The organism is Sphingomonas sp. GV3 (assembly GCF_031082075.1).
In the GTDB taxonomy this organism is placed as follows: Bacteria; Pseudomonadota; Alphaproteobacteria; order Sphingomonadales; family Sphingomonadaceae; genus Sphingomonas; species Sphingomonas beigongshangi.
In genome coordinates this window covers 3,252,114-3,264,367 of sequence record NZ_JARWLE010000001.1, presented here as the reverse complement: position 1 = coordinate 3,264,367, position 12,254 = coordinate 3,252,114, and the positions used below count along the sequence as shown (strand labels likewise).

The window sequence follows — 12,254 nt, the reverse complement described above, 5'->3', positions numbered from 1 at the left end:
GTTCCGTGAGCCCGAAGAACCGGAGGTCGCGACGCGCGGTCGCCGATATCTGGCGCTTAGCGGAGGGATAATCACCCCGCACCTTGTCCCGCTACTCGGAAAGGCCGGCAGGACCGCCCGACGCCCGTAAGAGAGGCAAGGCCGCCGCGTCCCCTCTCTAGGCACGCGAAAGGGACGACTCCGGTACGACCCCGGATGTAACCCAGTCTGCGAAATCGATGAAATGGTCGGGGCGACAGGATTCGAACCTGCGACCCCCACACCCCCAGTGTGATGCGCTACCAGGCTGCGCTACGCCCCGACCGATAGGTCCCGCCACTTGGATGCGCGGCCGGACCCGAGCGGCGGCCTGTAGGCGGCTCGGCGCGGCAACGCAACCGTCTTCATCGCGAATGTCGCCGCGACGGTCGCCACCCGCGGCAAAGATTGCGCGCCGGCCCAACCAATGCTAGCCCGCGGCGCTTCCTGTGCGGGGAAATCTTTCCGCCGCCGATCAGTCATGCACGGACCAGATGATCATCTCTCCCGCTTATGCCCAGGCCGCCGGCGGCGCCGCTGAATCGGGCGGTCTCGCCTCGTTCATCAGCCTCGCACCGCTCTTTCTCGTCTTCATCGTCTTCTACGTGTTGATGATTCGTCCGCAGCAGAAGCGGATGAAGACGCTCCAGCAGTCGGTCGAGGCGGTGAAGAAGAACGACACCGTCGTCACCGCCGGCGGGATCGTCGGCAAGGTGACCAAGGTCGAGGATCGCTACGTCGAGGTCGAGATCGCGCCCAACACCCGCGTACGCGTCGTCAAGGCGACGCTGACCGAGGTGACCAGCGCCAATTCTAAGCCGGCAAACGACTGATGCTGGACTTTCCCCGCTGGAAGGTCACCGCGATCTGGGCGCTGCTCGCGGTGCTCTGCGCGCTCGCCATTCCCAGCTTCTTCTCGGAAGAGCAGACCGCGCACTGGCCGATCCACCCGCGTATCAACAAGGGGCTCGACCTCGCTGGCGGCAGCTATCTGCTGCTCGAGGCGGACACGCAGGATCTCGCCAACAGCCGCATCGAATCGATGCGCGACCAGATCCAGGGCACGATGCGCAACGGCTCCCCGCCGATCGCGATCGGCGACATCTCGACGCGCGGCGGACAAATAAGCTTCATGCTGCGCGATCCCACACAGGTCGACGCGGCGCGCGAGCGGCTGCTCGGCATCACCGGGACCGGCGCCGGCATGACCGGCCAGCGCGAATGGGACATCCAGGTCGTCGACACCAGCCGCTTCGTCGTCACACCGACCAAGGCCGGTCTCGACCAGGCGGTGAAGACCGCGATGGACGACACGACCGACGTCGTGCGCAAGCGCATCGACGCGCTCGGCACGCGCGAGCCGACGATCGTGCGCCAGGGCGACAATCGCATCGTCGTGCAGGTTCCCGGCCTCGGCAATCCGCAGCAGCTCAAGGAGCTGCTCGGCAAGACCGCCAAGCTCGAATTCAAGCTGGTCGACACCACCGCCAACCCGGTCGACGTCGCCAAGGGCATCGCGCCGATCGGTAGCCAGATCCTGCCCTATGCGACGCCGGGCCTGCCGCCGATCGCGGTCAAGCGCCAGGTGATCATCTCCGGCGACCAGCTCGCCGACGCGCGCCAGGCGTTCGACCAGCAGACCAACCAGCCGAACGTCCAGATCACGTTCAACGCCGTCGGCGGCAACCGCTTCGCGCGCATCACGCAGCAGAACGTCGGCAAGCCGTTCGCGATCATCGTCGACAACAAGGTGATCTCTGCGCCCAACATCAACGAACCGATCCTCGGCGGCTCGGCGGTGATCAACGGCGGCTTCACGGTCGACAGCGCCAACCAGCTCGCGATCGCGCTGCGGTCGGGCAAATTGTCGATCAACCTCAAGGTCATCGAGGAATCGACCGTGTCGGCCAGCCTCGGCAAGGACTCGATCCATGCCGGCATCATCGCCTGCGCGGTCGCGGTGGCGCTGGTCGTCGCCTTCATGTTCCTGACCTATGGCCGCTTCGGCCTCTACGCCAATCTCGCCGTCGTCATCAACGTGTTCGTCATCCTCGGCGTGCTCGCCGTCCTGCACGGCACGCTGACGCTGCCGGGCATCGCCGGCTTCGTGCTCACCATCGGTACTGCGGTCGACGCCAACGTGCTGATCAATGAGCGCATCCGCGAGGAACGGCGCCGCGGGCGCAGCGTCGTGCAGGCGGTGGAACTCGGCTACAAGGAAGCCAGCCGCACGATCTTCGAGGCGAACGTGACGCACGCCATCTCCGGCGTCATCATGTTCGTGCTCGGCTCGGGCCCGGTGAAGGGATTTGCGGTCGTGCTGCTGATCGGCATCTGCACCTCGGTGTTCACCGCCGTCACCTTCACCCGCATGCTCGTCGCGCTGTGGATCCGGCGCAACAAGCCCAAGACGATCAACATATGATCGCGCGGGCCATTCCCTCCGTCGTCATCCCCGCGCATGCGGGGATCCAGACGCGCCTCGCCTCGCAAGAGTCGCAAACCTTCGCCAGAATGGATTCCCGCCTTCGCGGGAATGACGGATCGCTGTCATGAAACTCCTGAAGATCGTCCCCGACAACACCAACATCGACTTCGTGCGTCTGCGCGGGTGGGCGTTCGGGTTGACCCTGCTGCTCAGCGTACTCGCCGTCGGCGTCACACTCGTGAAGGGCCTCAACTTCGGCGTCGACTTCGCCGGCGGCCTCAGCATCGAGGAACGGTTCGCGACGCCGCCGGCGGAGGACAAGGTGCGCAGCGTCGTCAACGGCCTGGGCGTGGGCGAGGCGTCGCTCCAACAGCTCAGCGACCCGCGCTCGCTTACGATCCTGCTGCCGGTGCAGGAAAGCGCGGACGAAGGCGCGACCAATGCCGTCGTCAAGAAGGTCGAAGCCGCGCTAGCGCAGGCCTTCCCCGGCGCGACCTTCTCGCGCTACTCGACCGTGTCCGGCAAGGTGTCGGGCGAGCTGATCCGCCACGGCGTGCTCGCGGTCGTGCTCGCGATCATCGGCATCGGCCTGTTCGCGATCTTCCGCTTCGAATGGCAGTTCGGCGTCTCGACGATCGTCGCGATCGTCCACGACCTGCTGATGACGCTGGGCTTCTTCGCGATCACGCGGTTCGAGTTCGACCTCAACATCGTCGCCGCCGTGCTGACAATCATCGGCTATTCGATCAACGACAAGATCGTCATCGACGACCGCATCCGCGAGAACATGCGTCGCTATCGCAAGATGGATATGCGCGAGATCATCAACCTGTCGGTCAACGAGACGCTGCCTCGCACGGTGATGACCTCGGTGACGATCCTGCTCGCGCTGGTCGCGATGCTGCTGCTTGGCGGCCATGTGCTGCGCGGCTTCACCGCGGCGATGATTCTGGGCATCGTCGTCGGCACCTATTCGTCGATCTACGTATCCTCGTCGCTGCTCATCACGCTAGGCCTGCGCGCCGATCCGCGGGCGGAGAAGGTGTCGCAGAGCCCGATCGACAATGCCGAGCGGGTCGCCCCGCGCGATCGCTGACGTCATGCGGATGGAGCGCGAGAACCGGGCGGGCGGGCCGATCGTCCGCGGCTTCGCGGGGAACGGCTTCCGGGTCGAGGACACGGCCTATCGCGCCCTGCTGCTGACCGTCGATCGGGCGACCGAATGGTCTCCCCCGGCGCTGGCCGATCTGGACGAGGCGGCGCTCGGGCCGCTGATCGCGGATCAGCCGGAGTTCGTGCTGATCGGTACCGGCGCCACGCTCGTCAGGCCGCCGCAAGCGCTCGTCGCGGCCCTGGAAGCCCGGGAAATCGGCGTCGAGGCGATGGACAGCCGGGCCGCGGCACGCGCCTGGGGCGTGCTGCGCGGCGAGGGCCGGCGCATCGCTGCCGCCCTCTACCCCCTCGACGCCTGAGCCGCGCGCGTCGACCAGCGCGCGCAGGTGCGCCGCGAGCGCCGCGCCGTTCGCTTCCCAGCTGAACCCCGCCGCCATCGCTGCGACCGCGTCCTGCCGCGGCGGGTCCGCCAGCAGCGCCGCGATCGCCGCCGCGAAGGCGGAAGGATCGCGCGCGACGATCTGCCCCGCCGCCGGCGCGGTCACGACCTCGCGCGCGCCGCCCGCGTCGGGAATGACGATCGGCGTGCCGCAGGCGAGCGCCTCGACCCAGGCATTGGCCAGTCCCTCCGACGCGGAGGCGAGCGCCATGATGTCGGCGGCGGCGAGGAGCCGAGGCAGCGCGTCGTGCGGCACGCCGCCCAGTATTGTGACCCGGTCGGCGATCCCCAGCCGCGCCGCCTGTGCCGCGAGGCGTGCCGCCTCCGGCCCCTCCCCCGCGATGTGCAGCCGCACGCCGGGCAGCCGGGCCACGGCATCGATCACGATGTCGTGCCCCTTGCGCGGGATCAGCGCGCCGAGCGACACGACCAGCGGCCCCCGGACGCCCTGTTGAGCCTTCAACGTCGCGCGATCGGCCGGCCGGAAGCGCGCCTGATCGATGCCGGTGTGATGCACGTGGATACGCGCCCGGGGCATGCCGATCGCCGCCATGTCGTCGCGCATCGCGCCGCACACTGCCAGCAGGCCGTCCGCCGCCCGCCCCGCCGCGCGCACCTGCGCCGCCGTCGCGGTCGCGTGTCCCCAATGGTGGATATCCGCGCCGCGTGCCTTGATCGACACGGGTACGCCATAGCGCCTGCCCAGCGCCACGGCGGCCGGTCCGTCTGGGAAGAAAAAGGATGCGTCGATCACGTCGAACGCGAAATCCGTGCGCAGCCGGTCCAGCAGCGGCACCAGCTCGCGCGTCAGCGCCGCCACATGCCAGCGACCGCCCGTCCCCGGCAGCGTCACGAAGCGCGGGCGCAGCACGTCCAGACCCTCCCAGTCCTGACGGAATGGTAGGGCCGCCAGCGCGCGGTGGCCCGCTTGCTGCAGCGGCCACGGCGGTAGGCCGATCGGCGCGACGACCCGCACCGCAACGCCCGGCTGCGCCGCCAGCGCCACGGTCTGCCTGGCGACGAACTGACCGAAATTGGGCCGACTCGCGTCGGGAAACAGGGAGGACAGCGTCAGCACGCGAAGCATGGCGCTCTCCCTACCCGTCCGGTGTTAATCCTGCGTAAGTGACGGCCAGCGCATTCGCGCGAACGTCCCACCCCGCCAATGGCCGGAGCCCCGTCGGGCTGTTGGCGACGAGAGCCGGGCCGCCGTTGCGCATCGCCGCCCCAGCCCCGCCCCGCTCAGAGCCGCCGCGTGCCCGGATAGGCGAACAGCATGTCCGCCTCGCCTTCCGCCGCGATCGTCTCGCTGCCGGTCACCGTGACGCATTCGCCGGCCTTGAATGCCACGCCGGCGACGACGCCCGACCCGGCGATCGGTACCAGCCAGCCGGTTGTGCCTTCGGGCAGGGCGACCGATCGCCCGCCCGTCCAGCGCTCCAGCACGAACTTCGGCCCCTCGACCAGGATGGTGCGACCCGGCTCCACCTCGCCCGGCGAGGTGATCGGCCGGTACGGCTCGAGATGCGCGACGTCGACGCCGTCCTTCAGGTGCAGCTCGCGGTCGCTGCCGTAATCGTACAGGCGATAGGTCGTCTCGGAATTCTGCTGCACCTCGATCAGCGTCAGCCCGCCGCCGATCGCGTGGATCGTGCCCGACGGCGCATAATAGAAATCGCCCGCCTTGACCGGCACCCAGTCGAGGTCCGATTCGATCGTGCCGTCGCGCGCGTCCGCGCGCAGCGTCTCCTTGTCGATCGGCGCCTTCGGCCCCAGCGCGATCGTCGAATCGGGCTTTGCCGCCAGGATCGTCCAGCATTCGTCCTTGCCGCGCGGCAGCCCGCGCGCATGCGCCTGCTCGTCGTCGGGATGCACCTGCACCGATAGTTTCTGCCCGGTGAACAGATATTTGATCAGCAATTCGGGCGTGCTGTCGCCCGGCTCCTGGAACCAGATCTCGCCGACCGGATCGCCGCCCTCGGGCGCATCCTCGAAGCCGAACCCAAGGTCGTGCCGTCCCCAGGGCTTTTCGACGCGATGGGTATGGAGCAACGTGGCAGGCATCTGGAGTCCTTTCGCAGGGCAGGAAAATCGCCGGCAGCAACGAACGAGGAGGGGGATTGTTCGCTGGCTCCCGCTTACGCTAAGAGCCGTAGCCGATGCGTATCCCCCAGTCCAAGGCGCTGACCGTCGCGCTGCTCGCCGCCCTTGCCCTGCCGATGGCCGGCTGTGCGCGCAATCGCGCGAAGAACGACCTGCCCTATGTCGCGCGCGACGTCGGCACGCTCTATTCGACCGCCAAGCGGCGGCTCGACCAGGGCCGCTACAAGGAGGCGGCGCAGCTGTTCGACGAGGTCGAGCGCCAGCATCCCTATTCGATCTGGGCCCGCCGCGCGCAGCTGATGAGCGCGTTCAGCTATTATCTCGACCGCGATTACACCAAGTCGATCCAGTCGGCGCAGCGCTTCATTTCGGTGCACCCGGGCAACCGCGACGCGCCCTACGCTTATTACCTCGTCGCGCTGAGCTATTACGAACAGATCCGCGACGTCACGCGCGACCAGAAGATCACGCGCCAGGCGCTCGACGCGCTAGGCGAACTGACCCGCCGCTACCCCAACACGCGCTATGCGTCGGATGCGCGGCTCAAGATCGACCTCGTCAACGACCATCTCGCGGGCAAGGAGATGGAGATCGGCCGCTTCTACGAGGTGCGCGGCCAGTGGCTTGCGGCGACTTTGCGCTTCCGCACCGTCGTCGACAAATACCAGACGACGACGCACGTGCCCGAAGCGCTGATGCGCCTGACCGAAAGCTATCTGGCGCTCGGCCTGCCGGGCGAGGCGCAGAAGGCGACCGCGGTGCTCGGCGCCAACTATCCCGGCACGGACTGGTACAGCCACGCCTACAAGCTGATGGAAGACCATCCGTACAAGCCCGCCGCGGCGGTCGCCGCCGGTCAGCCGATCGTGCCCGTCGGCACGCCGGGCGCCGCGCCGACGATGCCGGGCGAATCGCGCAAGGGCGGCTCCGCCCCAAGCGCGACCAGCGCCGGCCCCAGCCCCGTCGGCCCCGCCGGCAGCACCAGCGCCGGCCGCCCGACGAACTGAGGATAAGGGCGGCAGTGTGCGCCGGGCGGTTGTTTCGCAACGCCGCCTTCGGAGCGCCTCTTAGAGTACGCTCGAGCTGTTCACGCACGCCGGAGGGATAGGCCTCGGCGCACTGAAAGCCAAAGAGCGCGCTCCAAGATTGCGCCTGAATGTCCGCGAAGTGAAGGGATGCGGTGGATACCGCCGGACGGGGTATTAGCATCCCGGACCAGTTCCGCTGGTCACACACGATTGCACATGGCAGCATCGCCCTATGCGGATAGCGATGTGGATCACCCTTCTCCTGGCGATGATGATCTGGGGCGGCGTGATGATCTGGTCGGCATGGCGTGCAGCATGGCTCCGCGGCGCAGCAGCGGGTGTGACAGCCATTGTGACGCTGCTCATCGTCTCGGCCGCAGCATTCGGGGCACACCCGATCGCATATGGCATTACACTCGCACTGACCCTGTTCTTTGGTGGCGCGATGGTCATAATGGGCGTGATCGCTTACGGCGTGCGCACGATCGTGCGGCTAGACGGTAAATAACCGAGACGTCCGATCCTGCGCATATCCCCACAGCTCCCCAAAAAACAGAACATTTAAGGATCAACATCGCGTGCCGGCCGCGCTATATCCGCGCATGATGCTGACTGCGCTCTCCATTCGCGACGTGGTGCTGATCGAGGCGCTCGACCTCGAATTCGGGTCCGGGCTCGACGTGCTGACCGGGGAGACCGGCGCGGGCAAGTCGATCCTGCTCGATGCGCTCGGTCTCGCGCTCGGCGCCCGCGGCGAGAGCGGCCTCGTCCGCCACGGCGCCAGCCAGGCGACGGTGACGGCGACCTTCGATCCGCCCACCGGCCCGCTGCGCACGCTGCTCGACGACAATGGCATCGACGTGGAGCCGGGCGAGCCGCTGCTCGTGCGCCGGCTGGTCAAGGCGGACGGCGGCAGCCGCGGTTTCGTCAACAACCAGCCCGCGGGCGCCGCGCTGCTGCGCGAGATGGCGCCGATGCTGGTGGAGATCCACGGCCAGCACGACGATCGCGGCCTGCTCAATCCGCGCGGCCACCGCGCGCTGCTCGACGCCTTCGGCCGCGTCGAACCCGCCGAGGCCGCGCGCGCCTGGGCCACGTATCGCGAGGCTGAAGGAAAACTCGCGGCCGCCCGGGCGGAGATCGAGACCGCCGTGCGCGATCGCGAATGGCTGGAGCATGCGGTCGCCGAGCTCACCGCGCTGGCCGCCGCGCCGGGGGAGGAGGAGACGCTCGCCGACAAGCGGCGCGGCATGCAGCGCGCGGAGAAGATTGCCGGCGAACTGGGGGCGATTGACGACTATCTTGATGGGTCCGATGGCGCGCTGTCGCGCCTGCGCCAGGCGGCGCGGGTGCTGGAACGGATCGCGGAGGACCATCCCGCGCTCGCTGAGGCGCTGGCCGCGATCGACCGCGCGGTGATCGAGGCATCGGTAGCGGAGGATCGTCTGCGCGAGGCGCATGGCGCGCTCGCCTTCGATCCGCGCGTGCTCGAGGAGGACGAGGCGCGGTTGTTCGACCTGCGCGGCATGGCGCGCAAGCATCGCGTCCAGCCGGACGATCTGCCCGCGCTCGCCACCGAGCTGCGCGAGCGGCTCGACCGGCTGGAGGCGGGCGAAGGCGGCATCGCGCTGCTCGAGGCTGCCGTGGCTGCGGCGCGTGCGGACTATGACGCCGTGGCGGACGTGCTCTCCGCCCGGCGACACGCCGCCGCGGAGCGGCTGGACGCGGCGGTCGCGAGCGAACTCGCCCCGCTCAAGCTCGATGCCGCGCGCTTCCGCACCGTCGTGCAGACGCTGGGCGCGGACGGCTGGTCGGCGCATGGCAAGGACCGCGTCGAATTCGAGATCGCGACCAACCCCGGCGCCCCCTTCGCGCCGCTGGCGAAGATCGCGTCGGGCGGCGAATTGTCGCGCTTCATCCTCGCGCTCAAGGTCGCGCTGGCGGAGGAAGGCGGCGCGGCGACGATGATCTTCGACGAGATCGACCGCGGCGTCGGCGGCGCGGTGGCAAGCGCGATCGGCGAACGCCTCGCCCGCCTCGCCGAACGGACACAGCTGCTCGTCGTCACCCATTCGCCACAGGTCGCGGCGCGAGGCGCGGAGCATCTGCTCATCGCCAAGAGCCACGACGGCACGGTGACGCGAACCGGCGTGCGGGTGCTCGGCGAGGACGAGCGTCGCGAGGAGATCGCGCGGATGCTGTCCGGCGCGACGGTGACCGACGAGGCACGCGCGCAGGCGGAGCGGCTGTTGGAAACGGCCTGACGCGGCGCGCGAGATCGATCGACGGCCGACTTACCCTCTCTTGCCCACAGGATTGCCGCGTGCCCGGATCTTGCGGAGACTGGCCTGGCTGACGGGCCCACCCCTAACCCCTCCCGCAAGCGGGAGGGGAACGTGTCGCTCACGTCGCTCGTCCCGCCATTGGCGCCGAAGACGCTACCGATCGTGATTGGCACCGTCAGATCGGCAAGGGGATCGAAGTGCGCCGTCAGCTCTGCCGCCCTGCCCCACCCGCCGCGCGGCGTTTCTCGGTCGCTTCACGCATCTTGGCCGCGCGAAATTTTCGCGCGGGTCCTCTTGCACCAGGCGGCGGCCGGCCCGACCAAGGCCACCATGGCCATCCGGGACACCGAATCGCGCGTCGCCCTGGCGATGCTGCCGCTGGGCGCGCTGCTCAGCCTCGCCTCCGCGGGCGGGTTCATCGCCGTCGTGGTGCTGGCGCTGGACATGGCGATCCGCCAGCCGGCGGATGCGCGGCTGTGGCTGCTCTGGTGCCTGCCCGCCGCCGCCGCCGCCGCCTGGAACACGCGCAAGGCTATCGAGGTGATGGCGACCTTCGACTGGCGGGTTGCGGTGCCGGTGGTCCTGCTCTCCGCCGCGATCCTCGGCGCCTACCCCGGCTGGTGGCTGTAGCGGCTTGCCCGATCGGGGGCGCCTCCCCTAGGCCACCAGCATGACCGACCTGCCCGCCAACGATCGCGAAGCCGCCGCCGCGCTCGAGTCGCTCGCCGCCGAGATCGCGCACCACAACCGCCGATACCATGCGGACGACGCGCCAGAGATCAGCGACGCGGACTATGACGCGCTCGTCCGCCGCAACGCCGCCATCGAGGCCGCCTTCCCGCATCTGGTCCGTGCCGATTCGCCCAGCCGCCTCGTCGGCGCCGCGCCGTCCGGCCACCTCGCCAAGGTCGCGCATGCGCGACCGATGATGAGCCTCGACAACGCCTTTTCCGACGAGGAGGTCGCCGAGTTCGTCGCCCGCGTCCGCCGCTTCCTGCGCCTGTCGGACGCGGAGCCGGTGGCCCTTACCGCCGAGACCAAGATCGACGGCCTGTCCTGCTCGCTACGCTACGAGGGGCGCCGCCTGGTTCAGGCGCTGACCCGCGGCGACGGCGCGGTCGGGGAGGACGTGACGGAGAATGTCCGGACGATCGCCGACATACCGCCAACGCTGCCCACCGGCGCGCCCGATCTGTTCGAGATCCGTGGCGAGGTCTACATGGCCAAGGCCGATTTCGCCGCGCTCAACCGCCGGCTGGCGGAGGAGGCCGCGGCCGCGGGCAAGGAGGCGCGCCAGTTCGCCAATCCGCGCAACGCCGCCGCCGGGTCGCTGCGCCAGAAGGACGCGGCGGTCACCGCCAGCCGCCCGCTCAGGTTTTTCGCGCACGGCTGGGGAGAGGTTTCCGCCCTTCCCGCCGACACGCAGAGCGGGGTCGTCGCCGCGATCCGCGACTGGGGGCTACCGATCGCCGACGGCTTCACCCGCGCCGAGACGGCGGCGGAGGCGCTGGCCGCCTATCGCGCGATCGAGGCGCGTCGCGCCGACCTGCCGTTCGACATCGACGGCGTCGTCTACAAGGTCGATCGGCTCGACTGGCAACAGCGTCTCGGCCAGGTCGCCCGCGCGCCACGCTGGGCGATTGCGCACAAATTTCCCGCCGAGCGCGCGCAGACCACGCTCAACGCGATCGACATCCAGGTCGGCCGCACCGGCAAGCTGACGCCCGTCGCGCGATTGGAGCCGGTGACGGTCGGCGGCGTGGTGGTCACCAATGCGACGTTGCACAATGCCGACGAGATCGGCCGGCTGGGCGTGCATCCGGGCGACCGCGTCGTGCTGCAACGCGCGGGCGACGTCATACCGCAGATCGTCGAGAACCTGTCCCGCGACGAGGCGCGCGCGCCTTGGCCCTTTCCCACGCACTGCCCCGAATGCGGCTCGACGGCGGAGCGCGAACCGGGCGAGGTCGACTGGCGCTGCTCCGGCGGCCTGATCTGCCCGGCGCAGCGGGTGGAGCGGCTGCGCCACTTCGTGTCCCGCCACGCGCTCGACATCGAGGGCCTCGGGATCACCAACATCGAGAGCTTTTTCCGCGACCGGCTGATCCAGACGCCCGCGGACATCTTCCGCCTGTCGGAGGACACGCTGCTCGCGCGCGAGCGCTGGGCGGCGGTGTCGGCCCGCAACCTCATCGCGGCGATCGACGCGAAGCGCCATCCGCCGCTCGACCGGTTCCTGTTCGCCCTCGGCATCCGTCACGTCGGCGAAGTGACCGCACGCGACCTTGCCCGCCGCTGGACGAGCTGGGGCGCGCTGATGGCGATGATCGAACGCGCGATCGCGTTGCGCGATGCGACGGTCGCCGCCATCGGCGAGAGCGACGACAAGCACCTGGCGCGGATTGCGAAGGCGCTTGCCGGAGTGGTGGACACCAAGCAGGTCGGGCCCGAGGTCGCGCTGGCGCTGGTCGACTTCTTCGCGGAACCGCACAACCGGGACGCGGTCGACGATCTGCTGACCCAGGTCACGCCGGCGGACGTCGTGTGGCAGACGCGCGAATCGGAGGTCAGCGGCAAGACGATCGTCTTCACGGGCAAGCTGGAGACGCTGAGCCGCGACGAGGCCAAGGCACAGGCGGAGGCGCTTGGCGCTCGGGTCGCGGGATCGGTTTCGGCGAAGACGGACCTCGTCGTCGCCGGCGCGGACGCGGGATCGAAGCTCAAGAAAGCGGCGGATCTCGGTGTCGCCGTCATCGACGAGGCGGCATGGAACGCACTGGTCGCGGGGTCGGCAAGCTCCTGATCCGCCGCGTTTCACTATCCCCGTTCTGGTCCTGCTT

General features: G+C 69.2%; 10 protein-coding genes, 1 tRNA gene and 1 pseudogene. 9 read left to right on the top strand and 3 right to left on the bottom strand.

The window, feature by feature from the left end; translation table 11 throughout:
• Nucleotides 1–224 precede the first annotated feature (224 nt).
• Nucleotides 225–301: transfer RNA gene (locus RF701_RS15395), tRNA-Pro, on the bottom strand.
• Between the two features lie 211 nt (nucleotides 302–512).
• Here RF701_RS15395 and yajC point away from each other — a divergent pair.
• The 4 genes from yajC to RF701_RS15375 all read left to right on the top strand — a co-directional run bounded on the left by yajC (nucleotide 513) and on the right by RF701_RS15375 (nucleotide 3,918).
• A complete protein-coding gene (yajC, locus tag RF701_RS15390; RefSeq protein ID WP_210356799.1) occupies nucleotides 513–851 on the top strand; it encodes a preprotein translocase subunit YajC in 339 nt (112 codons plus the stop codon).
• On the top strand, nucleotides 851–2,443 hold the full coding sequence (secD, locus tag RF701_RS15385; RefSeq protein WP_210356800.1) for a protein translocase subunit SecD: 1,593 nt from the start codon (nucleotides 851–853) through the stop codon (nucleotides 2,441–2,443). The genes yajC and secD overlap by 1 nt, the downstream gene beginning before the upstream one ends.
• Before the next feature lie 127 nt (nucleotides 2,444–2,570).
• A complete protein-coding gene (gene secF / locus RF701_RS15380; RefSeq protein WP_203308328.1) occupies nucleotides 2,571–3,542 on the top strand; it encodes a protein translocase subunit SecF in 972 nt (323 codons plus the stop codon).
• Nucleotides 3,511–3,918, top strand: coding sequence for an Mth938-like domain-containing protein (locus RF701_RS15375; RefSeq protein WP_308815687.1), 408 nt, complete (start codon nucleotides 3,511–3,513; stop codon nucleotides 3,916–3,918). Before secF ends, RF701_RS15375 begins: the two co-directional genes overlap by 32 nt.
• Nucleotides 3,919–3,921: 3 nt before the next feature.
• Here the strand turns inward: RF701_RS15375 and RF701_RS15370 are convergent.
• Nucleotides 3,922–5,085: pseudogene (locus tag RF701_RS15370) on the bottom strand (glycosyltransferase); the annotation flags it as partial.
• A 155-nt stretch (nucleotides 5,086–5,240) separates the two neighbouring features.
• Nucleotides 5,241–6,062, bottom strand: a complete 822-nt coding sequence (locus tag RF701_RS15365) for a class I mannose-6-phosphate isomerase (protein ID WP_210356803.1) — start codon at nucleotides 6,060–6,062, stop codon at nucleotides 5,241–5,243.
• 95 nt (nucleotides 6,063–6,157) lie between these two features.
• Between RF701_RS15365 and RF701_RS15360 the strand changes: the two genes are divergently transcribed.
• The 5 genes from RF701_RS15360 (at nucleotide 6,158) to ligA (ending at nucleotide 12,217) form a co-directional block, all read left to right on the top strand.
• Entirely contained in the window at nucleotides 6,158–7,108 is a 951-nt protein-coding gene (locus RF701_RS15360; protein ID WP_210356804.1) for an outer membrane protein assembly factor BamD, read from the top strand.
• Nucleotides 7,109–7,373: 265 nt separating this feature from the next.
• Nucleotides 7,374–7,637 (top strand): hypothetical protein, encoded by a 264-nt coding sequence (locus RF701_RS15355; RefSeq protein WP_308815480.1) that lies wholly within the window; start codon nucleotides 7,374–7,376, stop codon nucleotides 7,635–7,637.
• 97 nt (nucleotides 7,638–7,734) lie between these two features.
• Entirely contained in the window at nucleotides 7,735–9,393 is a 1,659-nt protein-coding gene (gene recN / locus RF701_RS15350) for a DNA repair protein RecN (RefSeq protein ID WP_308815686.1), read from the top strand.
• A 351-nt stretch (nucleotides 9,394–9,744) separates the two neighbouring features.
• On the top strand, nucleotides 9,745–10,044 hold the full coding sequence (locus RF701_RS15345; protein WP_210356806.1) for a hypothetical protein: 300 nt from the start codon (nucleotides 9,745–9,747) through the stop codon (nucleotides 10,042–10,044).
• A 40-nt stretch (nucleotides 10,045–10,084) separates the two neighbouring features.
• Complete coding sequence (gene ligA / locus RF701_RS15340) at nucleotides 10,085–12,217, top strand: NAD-dependent DNA ligase LigA (RefSeq protein WP_308815479.1); 2,133 nt, start codon at nucleotides 10,085–10,087, stop codon at nucleotides 12,215–12,217.
• Nucleotides 12,218–12,254: the final 37 nt, after the last annotated feature.

Bases quoted from the DNA above. Each gene is read 5' to 3' on its own strand.
- yajC (WP_210356799.1), top strand. From the start codon at position 513: ATGATCATCTCTCCCGCTTATGCCCAGGCCGCCGGCGGCGCCGCTGAA.
- secD (WP_210356800.1), top strand. From the start codon at position 851: ATGCTGGACTTTCCCCGCTGGAAGGTCACCGCGATCTGGGCGCTGCTC.
- secF (WP_203308328.1), top strand. From the start codon at position 2,571: ATGAAACTCCTGAAGATCGTCCCCGACAACACCAACATCGACTTCGTG.
- RF701_RS15375 (WP_308815687.1), top strand. From the start codon at position 3,511: ATGCCGAGCGGGTCGCCCCGCGCGATCGCTGACGTCATGCGGATGGAG.
- RF701_RS15365 (WP_210356803.1), bottom strand. From the start codon at position 6,062: ATGCCTGCCACGTTGCTCCATACCCATCGCGTCGAAAAGCCCTGGGGA.
- RF701_RS15360 (WP_210356804.1), top strand. From the start codon at position 6,158: ATGCGTATCCCCCAGTCCAAGGCGCTGACCGTCGCGCTGCTCGCCGCC.
- RF701_RS15355 (WP_308815480.1), top strand. From the start codon at position 7,374: ATGTGGATCACCCTTCTCCTGGCGATGATGATCTGGGGCGGCGTGATG.
- recN (WP_308815686.1), top strand. From the start codon at position 7,735: ATGCTGACTGCGCTCTCCATTCGCGACGTGGTGCTGATCGAGGCGCTC.
- RF701_RS15345 (WP_210356806.1), top strand. From the start codon at position 9,745: ATGGCCATCCGGGACACCGAATCGCGCGTCGCCCTGGCGATGCTGCCG.
- ligA (WP_308815479.1), top strand. From the start codon at position 10,085: ATGACCGACCTGCCCGCCAACGATCGCGAAGCCGCCGCCGCGCTCGAG.